Annotated in this window: 14 protein-coding genes; 5 read left to right on the top strand and 9 right to left on the bottom strand. The window is 59.5% G+C overall.

Translation table 11 applies throughout. The features are described 5' to 3' along the window. Window positions 1–47: 47 nt before the first annotated feature. From cobM to BLT54_RS12160, 7 genes are read right to left on the bottom strand one after another with little or no spacing between them, the layout of a single operon-like run. Complete coding sequence (gene cobM / locus BLT54_RS12190) at window positions 48–815, bottom strand: precorrin-4 C(11)-methyltransferase (RefSeq protein ID WP_074645360.1); 768 nt, start codon at window positions 813–815, stop codon at window positions 48–50. Further along, window positions 812–2,638, bottom strand: coding sequence for a precorrin-3B C(17)-methyltransferase (gene cobJ / locus BLT54_RS12185; protein ID WP_074645358.1), 1,827 nt, complete (start codon window positions 2,636–2,638; stop codon window positions 812–814). The genes cobM and cobJ overlap by 4 nt, the downstream gene beginning before the upstream one ends. Then, entirely contained in the window at window positions 2,629–3,345 is a 717-nt protein-coding gene (gene cobI / locus BLT54_RS12180; RefSeq protein ID WP_074645356.1) for a precorrin-2 C(20)-methyltransferase, read from the bottom strand. The genes cobJ and cobI overlap by 10 nt, the downstream gene beginning before the upstream one ends. Beyond that, entirely contained in the window at window positions 3,342–4,556 is a 1,215-nt protein-coding gene (gene cbiE, locus BLT54_RS12175) for a precorrin-6y C5,15-methyltransferase (decarboxylating) subunit CbiE (protein ID WP_074645354.1), read from the bottom strand. The genes cobI and cbiE overlap by 4 nt, the downstream gene beginning before the upstream one ends. Continuing rightward, window positions 4,553–5,191 carry a precorrin-8X methylmutase gene (locus tag BLT54_RS12170; RefSeq protein ID WP_176832879.1) on the bottom strand — a complete coding sequence of 213 codons (639 nt, stop codon included), beginning with the start codon at window positions 5,189–5,191 and terminating at the stop codon, window positions 4,553–4,555. The genes cbiE and BLT54_RS12170 overlap by 4 nt, the downstream gene beginning before the upstream one ends. A gap of 5 nt (window positions 5,192–5,196) precedes the next feature. Next, window positions 5,197–6,492, bottom strand: a complete 1,296-nt coding sequence (locus tag BLT54_RS12165; protein ID WP_074645350.1) for a sirohydrochlorin chelatase — start codon at window positions 6,490–6,492, stop codon at window positions 5,197–5,199. Window positions 6,493–6,498: 6 nt separating this feature from the next. Next, entirely contained in the window at window positions 6,499–6,714 is a 216-nt protein-coding gene (locus BLT54_RS12160) for a DUF6732 family protein (RefSeq protein ID WP_074645348.1), read from the bottom strand. Between the two features lie 297 nt (window positions 6,715–7,011). Between BLT54_RS12160 and BLT54_RS12155 the strand changes: the two genes are divergently transcribed. Continuing rightward, complete coding sequence (locus BLT54_RS12155) at window positions 7,012–7,986, top strand: glutathione S-transferase family protein (RefSeq protein WP_074645346.1); 975 nt, start codon at window positions 7,012–7,014, stop codon at window positions 7,984–7,986. Between the two features lie 21 nt (window positions 7,987–8,007). Here the strand turns inward: BLT54_RS12155 and BLT54_RS12150 are convergent, their stop codons facing one another. After that, window positions 8,008–8,373 carry a response regulator transcription factor gene (locus BLT54_RS12150; RefSeq protein WP_074645345.1) on the bottom strand — a complete coding sequence of 122 codons (366 nt, stop codon included), beginning with the start codon at window positions 8,371–8,373 and terminating at the stop codon, window positions 8,008–8,010. 184 nt (window positions 8,374–8,557) lie between these two features. On the opposite strand from BLT54_RS12150, the gene BLT54_RS12145 reads away from it, so the two are divergent. The 4 genes from BLT54_RS12145 to BLT54_RS12130 are packed head-to-tail and all read left to right on the top strand — an operon-like array spanning window position 8,558 to window position 12,011. Then, on the top strand, window positions 8,558–8,953 hold the full coding sequence (locus BLT54_RS12145) for a DUF1636 family protein (protein WP_074645343.1): 396 nt from the start codon (window positions 8,558–8,560) through the stop codon (window positions 8,951–8,953). After that, window positions 8,950–9,885 carry a threonine-phosphate decarboxylase gene (locus BLT54_RS12140; RefSeq protein WP_074645341.1) on the top strand — a complete coding sequence of 312 codons (936 nt, stop codon included), beginning with the start codon at window positions 8,950–8,952 and terminating at the stop codon, window positions 9,883–9,885. The genes BLT54_RS12145 and BLT54_RS12140 overlap by 4 nt, the downstream gene beginning before the upstream one ends. Beyond that, window positions 9,882–10,787, top strand: coding sequence for an adenosylcobinamide-phosphate synthase CbiB (gene cbiB, locus BLT54_RS12135; RefSeq protein WP_074645338.1), 906 nt, complete (start codon window positions 9,882–9,884; stop codon window positions 10,785–10,787). The genes BLT54_RS12140 and cbiB overlap by 4 nt, the downstream gene beginning before the upstream one ends. A gap of 51 nt (window positions 10,788–10,838) precedes the next feature. Then, a complete protein-coding gene (locus tag BLT54_RS12130; RefSeq protein ID WP_074645336.1) occupies window positions 10,839–12,011 on the top strand; it encodes a lytic murein transglycosylase in 1,173 nt (390 codons plus the stop codon). 41 nt (window positions 12,012–12,052) lie between these two features. Here BLT54_RS12130 and smc read toward each other — a convergent pair whose 3' ends face one another. Further along, window positions 12,053–15,508: a chromosome segregation protein SMC gene (gene smc / locus BLT54_RS12125; protein WP_074645334.1), complete on the bottom strand. Its 3,456-nt coding sequence runs from the start codon at window positions 15,506–15,508 to the stop codon at window positions 12,053–12,055. Window positions 15,509–15,655 lie beyond the last annotated feature (147 nt).

Raw genomic sequence — 15,655 nt, 5'->3', positions numbered from 1 at the left:
AACGGCAGATTGCATCCCGTCCCCAAGAGTCACCTGATTGCCGCAGTTTACAGCGTCACTTTCGGGCGCAGCACATGCGGCATTTTAGGATCATAGAGCGCACTGTCTTTGAAATCCGCGACCTCACCCAAGGCTGGCCCAACAAGGATCAAGGCGGTTCGGGTGATTTTCGCCTCGCGCGCTTTCTCGCGAATGTCGCTCAACGTGCCACGGATCAACATCTGGTCCGGCCAACCCACGCGATACGCCACCGCAACGGGACATTCCGCGCCATAATAGGGCACCAATTGCCGTTCGATTTCGCGCAGGTTGCGAATGCCCAGATGGATCGCCAAGGTCGCGCCGGTTTTGGCGAAATTCTCAAGCGTCTCGCCCGCAGGCATCGACGTGGATTTCATCGACACACGGGTCAGGATGATGCTCTGCGCGATCTCCGGGATGGTCAACTCCTGCCCCAAAGCGGCGGCAGCGGCGGCATAGGCGGGCACGCCGGGGATGATCTCATAGTCGATCCCATCGGCGCGCAACCGACGAATTTGCTCGGCAATTGCGCCGTACAAAGAAGGGTCGCCGCTGTGCACACGCGCAACATTAAATCCCTTTTCATGTGCCATTTTGATTTCCGCATGGGTGTCATCCAGCGTCATCGGTGCCGTATCCAAAACCCGCGCCCCCTCGGGGGCACAGGCGACCACCTCCGCCGGAACCAAAGAGCCCGCATACAAACAAACCGGGCATTCGCCGATGATCCGCTCGGCCTTTTTGGTCAAAAGCTCAGGATCGCCCGGCCCTGCGCCAATAAAGAAAACAGTCATGCGAGGTCTCCATCAATTTTGCGGGCATAGCCACGCGGCGTGTACATGCGCGGGCCTTCACCAAGCTGGGCAAGGCGAGAGTTGGACGAGCCAATGAGAACCACAGTCAACATATCGACCTCATCCACCCGCAAGTCCTCCAAGCGACGGTAGCGGACATATTCTGTCGGCCGTCCAAGGTTCGACGCCAACATCACCGGTGTGTCTGCTGGGCGATGCTGGAGCAAAATATCCCGCGCCTCAGACAAAAGCGTGCGGCGTTTTTTCGACACCGGGTTGTAGAAGGCAATGACAAAATCGCCCTCTGCCGCCGCCTTGAGACGGCGAATAATATCCGCGCGTGGAGTCAAAAGATCCGACAGCGAGATGGCACAGAAATCATGGCCCAAAGGTGCACCTGCACGCGCAGCGGCCCCTTGCAGCGCCGAAACACCCGGCGAACAGATCACCTCAACCCGATGCGCGGCGTCCGATACGCCATGGTCTTTCGGTCCACGATCCAACAGCTCAAACACCAATGCGCCCATGGCATAAATCCCCGCATCGCCCGAACAGACCAGTGCAACATTTTTGCCTTTGGCGGCCTGTTCCAACGCATAGCGACACCGATCCTCTTCGCCACCCAACGGGAAATCGGAACGGATTTTTCCAACCGCCAATGGACCCAAAAGATCAATATAGAGGCCATAACCAACGAGTTCTTCGGCCTCCGCGACAAGTTTGGACACTTCCGGCGTGCGCCATGCCGCCTGCCCCGGACCGATACCAACCACGGACAGACGTCCACGCGGACGGCCATGAAGCGTCGCGATCACCTCACCCGAGACCGCCAAAGCAGCCGTGGCCATCGCGCTTTTGATCTTTGGCTGATCAAGCGTCACCAAAGCGCCACCACAGGCCAGAGCGGCGTTTTCGGCCACGCCATGGCTGCCAATTTCCGCAAACACCACCTCCGACGTGGTGGCACAGCGTGGCGTTTCGGCCTCAAGCTCTGCCGCCGTGAACAGGCGCAGCGGAACATCAAAGGATTTCGCCAATGCCAAAATCGCCGGTTCATCCGCCTTCACATCCACGGTCGCGATCGCGGCCAATGCCTTGGGTGAAATATTGGCCTTTTGCAACAGCGTGCCAACCAGATTGGCAAGCTCCTCAGATGGGCAGTTGCGAGAACAACCGACACCGAGAACATAGCGTTGCGGGTGATACACGAGGGTCGTCTCACCGGGTGCAGATACCTGCTGCACCGTGTCCTGCACGGTACAGATCAACTCCGCCCCCTCGGCCAGTGGAACATCCGCCAACCACGCCGCCTTGCCCGCCTCATCGCCCGTCACCAATGCGCCGCCATGGGCCAACATTGCGGCCATGGTCGATTTGGCATTTTCTGGATTGCCCAAGCGCCATCCAAGCGGCGGTTCGTCCAAAGCGATGCCCATCGACACGTCGCCCGCCGTCGTGATCGCCGCTTTGGCGTCCAGCACCTGCGCAATCTCCAAGGCCAAGCGATTGGCCCCGCGATGCCCGCCCAAAAGCGGCACAACCACGGACCCATCGTCAGAGACCGAAATCACCGGTGGTTCGGTCTTTTTGTCTGAGAGCAAAGGGGCCACGGCGCGGATCAAGATGCCCGAGGCACACACTCCAATCACCGGAACGCCCGCCGCAAACAATGTGCGCACATGGTCTAACGCATTGGCAAAGCTGATCTTTGCCTCTATGCGCCCCTCGCGTCCATGGAGTTCAAACCCGAATGCGACGGCAATGCGGGCGGCGGTCTTTTCGCCAGACGCGTTGAGTGCGATGACTACCGGGCTCACAGCCATGGATCAGCCCCTTTCACGATGAGGATCATAGAAAAATACGGTGCCTTTTCGGGCGCTTGCGACAGTGGCAGGACCACCTCATGAGGCGTTGAGGCCCGTTCGATATAGACGGCTTTCTCAGTCAGCCCCGCCGCCTCAATCGCCGCGCGCACGCGGGCGAAATGGCGGCCAAGTTTCATCACCACAAGAGTGTCGGAGCTGTGCAGCACATCCATAGGATGTCCACCCTCCATGCGTGCGACAAGTTCCGGCGCGGGCAGGATGGTGACCACCTCATTGCGTGCCGCCATAGGCAATCCGGCGACGGCGGCACAGGCGGTCACAGAGGTCACGCCGGGCACGACTTTGACCGCATAGTCGCGTTTGAGGCGGGCAAAAAGATACATGAAAGAGCCGTAGAAAAACGGATCGCCTTCACACAAAACGACCACATCCTCGCCCGCATCCAACGCGCATCGGATCGCATCCGCGCCGATGTCATAGGCCGCCTGTGCGGGCGCGCGGTCCACGGTCATCGGCACATCCATGACAATCTCGCGTGTGCCCTCGGGGATATACGCCGCCGCAATCGAGCGGGCAAAAGACGCGCCGCCCGCTAAGGTTGGATAGGCGATCACTTTGGCCGAACCAATCAGGCGGGCGGCTTTGAGCGTCATCAACTCCGGGTCGCCGGGGCCAAGACCGATGCCATACACAGTCCCACTCATGATGCGCACCCTCCTTTGGTCAGGCTCCATTGGGTGACCGGCATGAATGGCTTCCAGCCCGAAAGAGCGCCCACAGGTTTGGCCCGCGACACCGACAGGCGGGTTAAGTCACCGCCAAATTCGTTGCGCAGTGCAACCAACATGGCCTCACCTTCAAGCGTCACCGCATTGGCCACCAAACGTCCAAATGGTGCGAGTGCGGCCCATGCGGCCTCAAACACCGCGCGCGTCAAACCGCCGCCGATGAACACCGCATCCGGCATTGGCAGATTGGCAAGCCCTTCAGGCGCGGTGGCATCAATCAGTTTGAGACCCGGCGCGCCAAGGGCCAGCGCGTTTTGCACCGCAAGGGCGCGGCGATCGGCACGGCATTCGATCCCGATGGCGCGGGCATCGCGCGCCGCGCGCATCCATTCGATCGCGACCGAGCCAGAACCACAGCCGATGTCCCAAAGCAGCGCGCCACGCCTTGGCGCGAGTTTGGCCAGAGTGATGACACGGACCTCTTGCTTGGTCATAGTCCCATCAGAGACAAAGGCGCTGTCGGGCAGACCAAAACGGGGCAAAGGCCTTGCGTCCTCCTCGGCGATGCAGTCGACCGCGAGTGTGTGAAAGTCCGGCACCTCATGGGACCAATTTTCGGCGGAACCATCAAAGCGGACCTCGTTCGCACCTCCCATGTGGGCCAAGACAGTCAAATGCGAAGGTCCGAAACCGAGATTACTCAAAATAGTGGATATTTCTTTCGGTGTTTTTTGGTCTTTTGTCAAAATGAGCAATTTTTTTCCGGGACTGAGAAAAGGAATGATTTGCTCTGCCGGGCGTCCGTGCACCGTCAGCGTTTCCACATCCGCAAGCGACCAACCCATGCGCGCCGAGGCGAGTTGAAAGGCGGACAGTTGCGGATGATACAAGATTTCAGCCGGGTCGATCTCGCGCCCGATCCGTGCACCGACTGAGTACCAAAGCGGATCTCCCGTTGCGAGCACCGCCACGCGACGCCCCCGCAGGGTTTTCAACTCCTCGATCAAGGCATCGAACGGCGAAGGCCAAGCCCGGCGTTCCCCTGTAAGCGACGGGGTCAGCGCATGGTGACGCTCCGCGCCAAAAATCACCTCTGCATCCGCAAGTACGCTGCGCGTGGCGGGGCTCAGACTCTCAAAACCATCGTCGCCGAGGCCGATGATGTGAAGCCATTTGGCCATGCTCATTCGCCGATCTCCGGCAATCCCACGGCCAACGCATTCACCGCCGCCGAGGCCATGGCCGATCCACCGCGACGGCCGCGCAAAGCGACAAAATCGCAACCGCGCGGGTTACCCGCCAGTTCGGCTTTGGATTCTGCCGCGCCGACAAAACCCACAGGAAACCCGAGGATGACAGCGGGTTTGGGCGCGCCCTGGTCGATCAATTCCAACAGGTGAAACAGCGCGGTCGGAGCATTGCCAATGGCAACAACAGCGCCTTTCAGATGCGGTTCCCATAGCTCAACAGCGGCGGCGGAGCGGGTGTTGCCGATCTCTTTGGCACGCTCAGGTGTGCGCGGGTCATTGAGCGTGACGATCACCTGATTGTCGGCGGGAAGGTAGCGCCGGATGATGCCCGCGCCGACCATTTCGCAATCACATAGGATCGGCGCTCCCGCACTCAAAGCGGCATGACCAGCCGCATAGGCATTGGGCGAAAAGGCCAAACGGTCCGCCACCTCAACCATGCCGCAGGCATGGATCAGACGGATCGCGAGGCGTTCCATCCCGGCGTCAAACCGATCCAACCGCGCCTCTTTTCGCACAGTGGCAAAGCTTTGGGCATAGATCGACTGCGGGTCTTTGTCATAGGGGCGCACCGGGATCAGACCTTAGACTTGCGCGCGGATTCGGGTCCGTGCGGATGCTTGGCGTGGGGGTATTCCGGGTGGACGTGATCATGGGAGTGGCCATGGTCGTGATGGTCAAAATGATGATCGTGGTCATGTCCGTGGATATGGCTGTGCGCATGATCGTGGCTATGGTCATGATCATGGGTGTGATCGTGGTGATGGTGCACATGCACGGCGTTTTCCAAACGACACAGCCCCGTACAGAACGTATCGCAAAGCGCGCAATCGGCCACATTCGAGCCGGGGGCAGACGCGCCTTGGCCTTCGACATGGTGGTGATGGCTCTCCTGAACCGCACCGACCTCAGCCTCAAACCCAAGCACCTGCGTGCGGTATTTGCACAGCACACAAGTCGGCGGCGGCACATCGCCGAAAGCCGGATGGCCCTTGCCGTTTTCACGCACAGCGGCGCGCTCTTCGGGTGTGATTTTGCGGGGCTCAAAGCCTTCGATCGCAAGCACTTGGGTGCGGTAGGCACAGATGCCACAGTTCGGGATCGGCACGTCGCCGTCCTGTTCCAACACCCGTTCCGCAAAGGTTTGCAACACTTTGGGGTGATCATTCAAATAGCCGGCTTTGACGAATTGAATGTCGGGGTGCTGGGCCGCAACTTGGTCGGTGAAACCATAAATCCGGTCGATCAGGATGCCCGTGAACAGGAAATATGGAAACACGATGACGCGTTTGTAGCCGAGTTTCGTGACATGTTGCAGGCAGGGTTCGACAAGCGGAAAGGTGACACCGGAATAGCCGACTTCGCACCAGCCAAACCCCATGCCTTCCCACAACATCCGCGCGATTTTCGAGACATTGCCATTGGCATCCGGATCAGACGCGCCGCGCCCGATGACGACCAAAGCGGTCTCATGCAGCGGCATGTCCCCAAGCTCGGCATTCGCGCGCTCCACGGCGTCGCACACGCGCGCCCCGGCGGCGGCGATCATCTTGGGATCAACGCCCAATTCGCGACCATAGCTGACGGTGATGCCATGTTTGGCGGCATAGGTGTTGAGCACGGTCGGGATGTCATTTTTCGCATGCATCGCGGCAAACAACATGCCGGGCACGGCCAGAATGCGCTCGCATCCAGCCTCGCGCAGACGGTCCAACCCGTCGCGGATCACCGGATTGGCAAACTCAAGATAGCCGTAATCCACCATCCAATCGGCGGGCAACAGGGCGGGAAGCTTCTCTGCCAAAACGGCAAATTCGTCCACGGCGGCCTGGCTGCGCGAGCCATGGCCACAAATCATCACACCAGTTTTCATCTTAAATTATGCCTCCTGCGGCTCAGCCTCATGTTCGGGTTCTGCCGGCTCTGGCTTTTGTTTTTTGCCTTTGATCGCCCCCCAAATGGCGGCCGCAATCGCACCGCCAATCAAAACACCCGCAAGCCAATGGTTGTGGCCTGCGGCCTCGGCAAGATGGCCGGGATGAGCCAACACGGGGGTGGCAAAAAACGTCAGCGTGAGCGTCATAGCGCGAAACATGTCATATCCTTGTCGTTATGCCCGAATGGGGCGGTCGTGGTTCAAGGAGGCTGGGACACTTGACGATGCTGCGCGCAATCCCCGGTTTGGGTCGATCCGCCACTGCCAACCTCTCCGGCCCCATATCGGGGCGTCGTCATAGGTCTCATCTATAGGCCGGGGGCAGAAGGCGCGCAAATGCTTTAGCGCCAAGGCGGTGGGACAAATGTGCGCAAGCGCACCATTCCTGCGCTCTCACACCAGTTTGCGCGCGGACCTAGGGTGTTTAGGGTGCACACGGAACATGAGGAGGCCCCTATGGGACATTTAAAAGACGGTATCTGGCATGACGAATGGTACGACACATCGACGTCAGGCGGTCGTTTCGAACGCAGCACAGCGGGCTTTCGCAACTGGATCACGCCCGATGGCGCGGCGGGGCCGTCTGGCGAGGGCGGCTTTGCGGCCGAGGCGGGGCGCTATCACCTCTATGTCTCTTACGCCTGCCCTTGGGCCCATCGCACTCTGATTTTTCTGGCTTTAAAAGACCTCGAAGAGCTGATTTCCGTCTCCGTCGTTCACCCGGATATGTTGAGCGACGGCTGGACCTTTGCACAGGATTTTCCCGGTGCAACCGGGGATGCGCTCTTTGGCAAACCTTTCCTGCGCGACATTTATACCAGAGCCGACCCTGGCGTGTCGGGCCGTGTCACTGTGCCGATTCTCTGGGACAAAAAACGAGGCACGATTGTTTCAAACGAATCCTCTGAAATCATCCGCATGTTCAATTCGGCCTTTGACGCGATCACCGGAAACACTCATGATTTCTGGCCCCTCGCCCTGCGTGACAAGATCGACGTGGTGAATGCCCGCGTTTATGACACGGTGAATAATGGCGTCTATAAAGCCGGATTTGCCACGTCTCAAAAGGCCTATGACGCCGCAATCACACCTCTGTTTGACAGTCTCGATTGGCTTGAAACGCATCTCTCAGAGACCCGCTATCTCATGGGTGATCAGGTGACCGAGGCCGATTGGCGGTTGTTCACCACGCTCATCCGGTTTGACAAGGTCTACCACGGCCACTTCAAATGCAACAAACGCATGGTGAAAGACTACCCCGCCGTTTGGGCCTACACCCGCGAACTCTATCAATGGCCGGGGGTGCGCGAGACGGTGAATTTCGATCATATTGTGCGGCACTATTACTATAGCCACGACACGATCAACCCGCATCGGATTGTGCCAATCACGCCGGATTTGGATTTTGATGCGCCGCATGGGCGAGACTGAGGCGTCGCTGAAAATCGCGCCTTATGAGGCCGCTTTGCCGTAATGTTCGACCATGGCCGACAGGTCCTCTGGGTCGACCTGTTTGGTGACAAAGGCACAGGCGTTGGCCGCGTGTTGAAAAATGGAACCGTCCGAGAAAAAACTGGCGTTGGTGGTAAATATCACCCGCGCACTCGGGCAACGATAATTGGCATAATCTGCGACGGCAAAGGCGGAGCCATTGTTCAGAACCAAATCCAGAACAATCAGATCCGGGGCCTCTTGTTGCATGCGCGCAATCGCTGCGTCCTGCCCCGACACCAAGACCACATTCATGCCCTGACGCTCAAGATAGCGCATCCAGATCCGCCCCAGGTCAGGGTTACTTTCAACAATCAATACCCGCATACTCTTCCTAAATCGTGACCATCAACTGAGCGCGTTTTGCACTGATTATCCGACCTTAAACCTTTTGTAAGACACCCTTACGAACCCTTAAGATCAGGGTCAATCAAAGCCGCCGAAACAAAGCCCTGAGAAAAAGCTAAGATTTTAACTTGCACTCCGCCCGCGCTAAGGCAAAACAGAGCGCATGACACATCAAGCCCCCACCTGGATCACCATCTGCGAAACCTGCAAATTGCCTGATTGGGCAGAGCGCGGGATGGATAAAACCGATGGCGAAATTTTGGCCGAAGCGATTGAACAGCGCGCCGAGGCCGCCGGGATCAAAACCCGCCGCGTGGCCTGCACGATGGGCTGTGAACGCGCCTGTAACATCATCGTTCAGGGCGCGGGAAAAATCGGCTATTCCCTTGGAAAGTTTGACGGAAATGACGCGGACGCGGATGCTATCGTCAGCTACGCCACACAACATGCCGCCTCTCCGTCTGGGCAGGTTCCGTTCCGCGACTGGCCGCAAGGCGTCAAAGGTCATTTCGTCTCCCGCCACTTGCCGCCCCCCCCTGATCCCGCAGAGGACGCATGAGCCGGCACCGGGATCATGGCGGCGGCCTTGATGCCGCCGTGGCGCGGTTTGGCGGCGAGAAATCCGACTGGATCGACCTCTCCACCGGCATCAACCCGACCGCCTATTCAATAGGCGAAATGCCGCCAAGTGCCTGGGAAACCTTGCCCGATGCCGCAGCGCAGGATTCGTTGATCCAAGCCGCGCGTACATTTTGGAACGTCCCGCGCGGGGCCTCCATTTTAGCCGCCCCCGGTGCCTCTGCGCTCATCGCCCGTCTGCCCGCGCTTTGGCCCAAAGCCCGCGTTGAGATCAGAACGCCAACCTATAACGAACATGCCGCCGCCTTTGAGGCGCATGGTTGGACGGTGGGCGATACCGACCCATCCGTTCAGGTCGCCGTTCATCCCAACAACCCGGATGGGCGGCTTTGGCGCGCGGATGAATTGACCGCGCCGATCACGGTTATCGACGAAAGTTTTTGCGATGTGATGCCAGAGAAAAGCCATATTGCGCGTGTCACCGATGGGCGCACGATTGTGCTCAAAAGTTTTGGCAAATTCTGGGGGCTGGCCGGTCTGCGGCTTGGCTTTGCCATTGGTGCGCCGGAATGGATCAATCGGCTCTCAACCCTCACCGGCCCTTGGGCGGTTTCCGGCCCGGCGCTTGCGATTGGCACAAGGGCGCTGAATGACCCGGAATGGGCGCTGCAGACATGTATCAATTTGGCACAGTCTTCGGCAAAAATGGATAGACTAATGCAAAATAAAGGCGCGAAACTGATCGGCGGAACCGATCTCTTTCGCCTTTATGAGGTCGACAATGCCCGTGCCTTTCAGGATCATTTGGCCAAAGGTCGGGTTTGGTCGCGCATCTTCCCCTATTCCGAAAGATGGGTCCGCCTTGGCTTGCCTGCCCCGGATCGTTGGGATCAATTTGAGGCCGCGTTGTGACCACGGCTTTTGCGCTGTCTCTGGCCATGATCCTTGATGCGCTTTTGGGTGAACCGAAATGGCTTTGGGATCGCCTGCCCCATCCTGCGGTACTGATCGGTCGGCTCATCGGCTGGGCGGATCGGCGGATGAACCATGGGGCGGGGCGCAAGGCCAAGGGTGTGATTTTACTCTTCGCTTTGGTGGTCGGTAGCGGGGCCCTTGGTCTCATCCTTGAGCAAATTCCCGTTGTCGACATCGTCTTGGGCGCAATCCTTTTAGCGCATAAGTCTTTGATCCAACATGTCAAAGCGGTGGCCCGCGCGCTTGAAACCTCGCTTGCCGATGGTCGCGCGTCTGTGGCAATGATCGTGGGTCGAGACACGGCCGACATGGACGCGCCCGCCGTGTCCCGCGCCGCCATCGAATCCGCCGCTGAGAATTTCTCAGACGGTGTGATCGCCCCCGCGTTTTGGTTTTTGCTGCTCGGCCTGCCCGGCATCCTGATCTACAAAGCCGTCAACACCGCCGACAGCATGATCGGCTATCGCACCGATCAATACCGCGATTTCGGCTGGGCCTCGGCCCGGTTTGACGATCTGTTGAACCTGATCCCGGCGCGGCTCACCGCTGTGTTGCTGTTCCCATGGGGCAAGCCTCTGTCGCTTTGGCGGAGCATCACCACAGAGGCGCGCCGCCATCGCTCGCCCAATGCCGGTTGGCCCGAAGCCGCCCTGTCACGCAGTCTGGGCGTGGCGCTTTCCGGTCCGCGCGCCTATCATGGCACCTTGCGTGACTACCCTTGGGTCAATCCGCAAGGTCGCCCCAACGCCACCCCGCGCGACATCGACATGGCCTGCGCGCGTCTTTGGGTCGCTTGGGCCTTTACTCTCGTCTGCGTCATCACGCTGTCATTTGCGTAACTTGCGCCTGATCGCTATCGTGGCGCATAACTCAATGTAAAAGGTAAACCCATGCGTTTTCTGAGCCTTGCTCTTGCCCTGACCTTCGCCGCCCCTGCCGTCGCTGACGTACCCTGCGGCGGGTCGTTTTCCTCCTTTGTCGGTAAAATAAAATCCGAAGCCCTGTCCAAAGGCTATGACAAAGCCACGGTGGATCGGTTTTTCGCCTCCGCCCAGCAGACGCAATCGGTGCTCAAAGCCGACCGTGCACAGGGGTTTTTCCAAAAGCCGTTTATCGACTTTTCCCGCGCCGTGATCAGCCAAAACCGCATCGACAATGGCCGCAAGCATTCGCAGAAATACAATGCCACCTTTGACCGCATCGCCCGCGACTACGGCGTCTCGCGCGGCGTACTTTTGGCATTTTGGGCGCTGGAAACCGACTTTGGTCAGGTGCAGGGCGACTTTAACACATTGAATGCGCTCATGACTTTGGGCCATGACTGTCGCCGCCCCGAACTGTTCCAACCGCAAATCCTGGCCGCGCTTGAGCTTTACAAACATGGCGATTTCGACCCGACCACAACCAAAGGCGCCTGGGCAGGGGAAATCGGCATGGTGCAAATGTTGCCGAAAGACATCCTGCAAAACGGTGTAGATGGCGATGGTGATGGCCATGTCCGCCTGAAAACCTCGGCTCCTGATGCGTTGATGTCGGGCGCGAAAATGCTCAAACATTTGGGCTGGCGGGCGAATGAGCCGTGGCTTCAGGAGATTGTTGTTCCGACCGATCTCGATTGGTCCAAAACCGGACTGAATCACAAAATGACCGTGGCGCAATGGGCAAAACTCGGGATCAAACCCCGCGCAGGATCGCTCGGGGCCCCGTCGCTTCAGGCATCCGTGTTGTTGCCGATGGGGCGCAAAGGACCGGCGTTTCTCGCCTATCCGAATTTCGAGGTCTATTTTGAGTGGAACAAGAGCTTTGTCTATGTGACCACCGCCGCCTATTTCGCCACCCGCCTCGAAGGCGCACCGGTTTTTAATGCGGGGTCTCCCGAGACCGGATTGTCCGACGGGCAAATGAAACAGCTGCAACAAAAACTGCAAAGCCGGGGCCATGACGTGGGCGGCGTGGATGGCATTTTGGGCGAAAAGACCCGCGAGGCCGTACAGAAGGAGCAAGAGCGTCTTGGGATGCCTGCCGATGCCTGGCCGACACCTGCGCTGTTGGCCAAGCTCTGATCATATAAAGGTTTAAAAATCGGCTTTGGTCGTGGTAAATATCAAGCGACCAAAGCTTCTGCCTTTTTCAAATCCACCGACACAAGCTGGCTCACACCCTGTTCTTGCATGGTCACACCAAACAGGCGGTCCATCCGCGCCATGGTGACGGCGTGGTGGGTGATGACCAAAAACCGCGTGTCGGTGCGTTGGGTCATCTCGTCCAACATATCGCAAAACCGCGTGACGTTCGCATCGTCCAAAGGCGCGTCGACCTCGTCCAACACACAGATCGGCGCCGGGTTGGCCATGAACACCGCAAAGATCAGCGCGAGAGCCGTCAGCGTTTGTTCCCCCCCCGAGAGCAACGACAGGGTCGACAATTTCTTGCCCGGTGGCTGGCACATGATCTCAAGCCCGGCCTCCAGCGGATCGTCGCTTTCCACCATCATCAACTTGGCCTCACCACCGCCAAACAGATGGGTGAACAACATCGAAAAATTCTCGTTCACCTGCTCAAACGCAGTCAAAAGGCGTTCGCGCCCTTCGCGGTTCAGCGAGGCAATCCCCGAGCGCAGGGTTTTGATCGCCTCTTCCAAATCTTGCTTTTCGCTCACCAAACTGTCGTGCTCTTCGCGGACCTCCAAAGCGTCTTCTTCGGCCCGAAGGTTCACCGCCCCAAGGCTTTCGCGCAGGCGTTTGAGGCGGTTCACATCGACCTCAATCGTCTCATGCGGCGGGATCGTATCGGGATCGACATCCAATTCCTCAAGCAGCGCAACAGGTGTGCTGTTCAACTCCTCACGGATGCGTTCGACGGCGGCGTCGACCATCTCGCGCGCAGCATCGCGGCGGGCCTCGGAGGCCGCGCGGATTTCTCGCGCTTCCGAGGCCACGCGTTCCGCCTCGCGCTCGGTTGTCACAGCATCGCGCAGCGCAGTTTCCCCCGCAGCCAAGGCATCGGATGCCTGCTTGCGACGGCTCTCGGCCTCGGCAATTTGCTCCAAAAGCGCCTCGCGTTTCTCAGCGATTTCCTCGGGTTGCGCCGCCGCCTCAAACAGTTCCTCCTCAGAGGTTTCTTTGCGCGCCTGAAGCTCCGCCACCCGTTTACCCGCGGTTTCAAGACGGTGCCGCCAACCGGACAACTCCTTGGTCACCTCTTGCGAACGCCGGGTGCGCGCCTCGCCTTCGCGGCGGATTTCGTCATGCGACGAGCGTTTCGTCATCATGGTGATCCGCGCCGCTTCAACCGCGAGTTTGACCTCTTCGATATCTGAGCGCGCCGCACTCAGGTCCGGCAATTCCGACACGGTTTTTTCCGCCTCGCGCAACCGAACCTCTGCGCCGCGCGCATCCTCTTCGTGGCGGGACACGGCCAGCCCGAGGTTCTCGACCTTGCCCTCGGCCAAGGTGCGGTCATTTTCGGCACGAGACAACGCCCGCGCCGCCTCGGACAGGGCGCGGTCTGCGGCACGGCGGGCTTCGCGGGCGGCGTGGTCGGCCTCGCTCAACCGTGTCAATTCCGCCTTCAAATGCTCATGCGCCTGAAGCGCGCCTGCCGCCTTGGCTTCGGCGGCCACGAGGTCCTGTTTGAACCCTTCCAAACGGTTGAGTTGTTGTAGGCGCAAAGCTGCCGTTGAGGGTGCATCCTCGGCCCCGGCACGATAGCCGTCCCAGCGCCACAGGTCGCCCTCGACCGACACCAACCGTTGTCCCGGCTCCAAATCGGCCTGAAGACGCGGGCCATCTTCGGCGCGCACAAGCCCGATCTGTGACAAGCGCCGCGCCAAAACCGCAGGGGCGGTGACATAGTCACTCAGCGGCTCTACGCCGTAAGGCAGGTCTTGTTCGTCCGCATAGTCTGGCAAAGTGACCCAACCGGAGGCTTGATAGGCCTCAATCGCGGGTTGGCGCAAATCATCCGACAGCGCAGCACCCAGCGCCTTTTCATACCCCGAAGTCACGCGGATCAAATCAAGCACCTGCGTACCCGCAGTCTGATCACGATCGAGCATCCGACCCAAAGCCAGAACTTCGGCCTTGAGGGCACCCACCTCACCCTCTGCCTCGGACCGCGCCGCACGCGCCGAGGATTCGCGTGTCTGCGCTTCGGTCCGCGCCTCATCCGCCTCAATCAACGCCGCCTCGGTGTATTCCGCCCGCTCGCTTGCCTCGGCTTGTGCCTCTTCCGCCATGGCCAACGCATCCGCTGAACGAAACAGCGTCGATTTCGCGTCTTCAACCGCCGCTTTCGCACGGTCAGCATCGCCGCGCGCCCGTTCCAAGGTCTTGCGATTGTCCTCGACCAAACGGTTTGCGGATTGATGGCGCGCGGCCAGCCGGGCGACATCTTCGGTCATTTCGGTCAGCGTGGTTTCGCGATCCGCCAAAATTTGACTGGCCTCGGACGCCTCCGCACTCGATTGCGTCAGGCGCGGGCCATGCCCCTCGGAGGCCTTGATCAGTTCCTTTTGCTCCCATTCGAGCCGTGAAATCGTCTCCACCGCATCGCGGTTGAGTTGCTCTTCGCGGGCCATGTCGGCGACCAATTGATCAATCCGGCGTGACAGGGTTTCGATCATATCGCGGGCGCGCTTTTCCTCATCGGCAAGTTGGTCACGCGACACGGTGAGCCGCTGCAACACGGCGCTGGCGATGGTCTCTTCTTCGCGCAGGGGTGGCAGGGCCAACTCTTTGGCTTCGCGTTGTTTTCCGGCATCACGCGCGAGGCGTTCGGCCTCAGACGCCTGTTTGAGGCGGGTGCGCAACACATCCTCGGCCTCAACGCGGGCGTGGTCGGCATCGCGCCAACGGCGATAGTACAAAAGCCCCTCGGCCTGACGCAATTCAATGCCGATCTCGCGATAGCGCGCGGCCTGTCGCGCCTGACGCGCCAGTGAGGCCAATTGCGCCGCAAGCTGTTCGATCACATCATCGACGCGGGCCAAATTGGTTTCCGCGCCTTTGAGTTTCAACTCCGCCTCATGGCGACGCTGATAAAGGCCCGAAATCCCCGCCGCCTCCTCTAAGATGCGCCGCCGCGAGGTTGGTTTGGCGTTGATCAATTCGGAAATCTGGCCCTGACGCACCAGTGCCGGAGAATGCGCGCCGGTGGAGGCATCGGCGAACAACATCGACACATCGCGTGCGCGCACGTCCTTGGTGTTCACCTTATAGGCGGACCCTGCGTCGCGGGTGATCCGCCGGATGATCTCAACCGTGTCGCTGTCATTAAACCCGGAGGGGGCCAACCGATCCGAGTTGTCGATCATCAACATGACTTCGGCGAAATTGCGCGCCGGACGCGAAGCCGCACCGGCGAAAATCACGTCTTCCATTCCCGCGCCACGCATCGCCTTGGGACGGGTTTCCCCCATGACCCAGCGCAGCGCCTCAAGCAGGTTGGATTTGCCACAGCCGTTCGGCCCGACAACCCCCGTCAGCCCATCCGCGATCACAAGATCGGTGGGGTCAACAAAACTTTTAAAGCCATTGAGACGCAGGCGGGTGAAACGCAAATGGGGCCTCGGTGTTGATTCCTTTGTGGATAAAACTGTTTGGGACTGCGACGGATGTGTCAACCGGGTGACACCGACATCTGGGCGAAACACCCGAGTTATCCACAAAATATTGCGGTTTGGCGCTCACTCTCTTTGTGCATGGAC

This window comes from Celeribacter baekdonensis (assembly GCF_900102315.1).
GTDB lineage: Bacteria > Pseudomonadota > Alphaproteobacteria > Rhodobacterales > Rhodobacteraceae > Celeribacter > Celeribacter baekdonensis.
Note: the sequence above shows the minus strand (reverse complement) of the source record. Positions and strands in the feature narration are given on the sequence as shown.

Coding starts and splice junctions, on each gene's coding strand:
- cobI (WP_074645356.1), bottom strand. CDS start 3,345: ATGAGTGGGACTGTGTATGGCATCGGTCTTGGCCCCGGCGACCCGGAG.
- cobJ (WP_074645358.1), bottom strand. CDS start 2,638: ATGGCTGTGAGCCCGGTAGTCATCGCACTCAACGCGTCTGGCGAAAAG.
- BLT54_RS12140 (WP_074645341.1), top strand. CDS start 8,950: ATGAGCCGGCACCGGGATCATGGCGGCGGCCTTGATGCCGCCGTGGCG.
- BLT54_RS12160 (WP_074645348.1), bottom strand. CDS start 6,714: ATGTTTCGCGCTATGACGCTCACGCTGACGTTTTTTGCCACCCCCGTG.
- cbiE (WP_074645354.1), bottom strand. CDS start 4,556: ATGAGCATGGCCAAATGGCTTCACATCATCGGCCTCGGCGACGATGGT.
- BLT54_RS12155 (WP_074645346.1), top strand. CDS start 7,012: ATGGGACATTTAAAAGACGGTATCTGGCATGACGAATGGTACGACACA.
- cobM (WP_074645360.1), bottom strand. CDS start 815: ATGACTGTTTTCTTTATTGGCGCAGGGCCGGGCGATCCTGAGCTTTTG.
- BLT54_RS12165 (WP_074645350.1), bottom strand. CDS start 6,492: ATGAAAACTGGTGTGATGATTTGTGGCCATGGCTCGCGCAGCCAGGCC.
- BLT54_RS12130 (WP_074645336.1), top strand. CDS start 10,839: ATGCGTTTTCTGAGCCTTGCTCTTGCCCTGACCTTCGCCGCCCCTGCC.
- BLT54_RS12145 (WP_074645343.1), top strand. CDS start 8,558: ATGACACATCAAGCCCCCACCTGGATCACCATCTGCGAAACCTGCAAA.
- BLT54_RS12150 (WP_074645345.1), bottom strand. CDS start 8,373: ATGCGGGTATTGATTGTTGAAAGTAACCCTGACCTGGGGCGGATCTGG.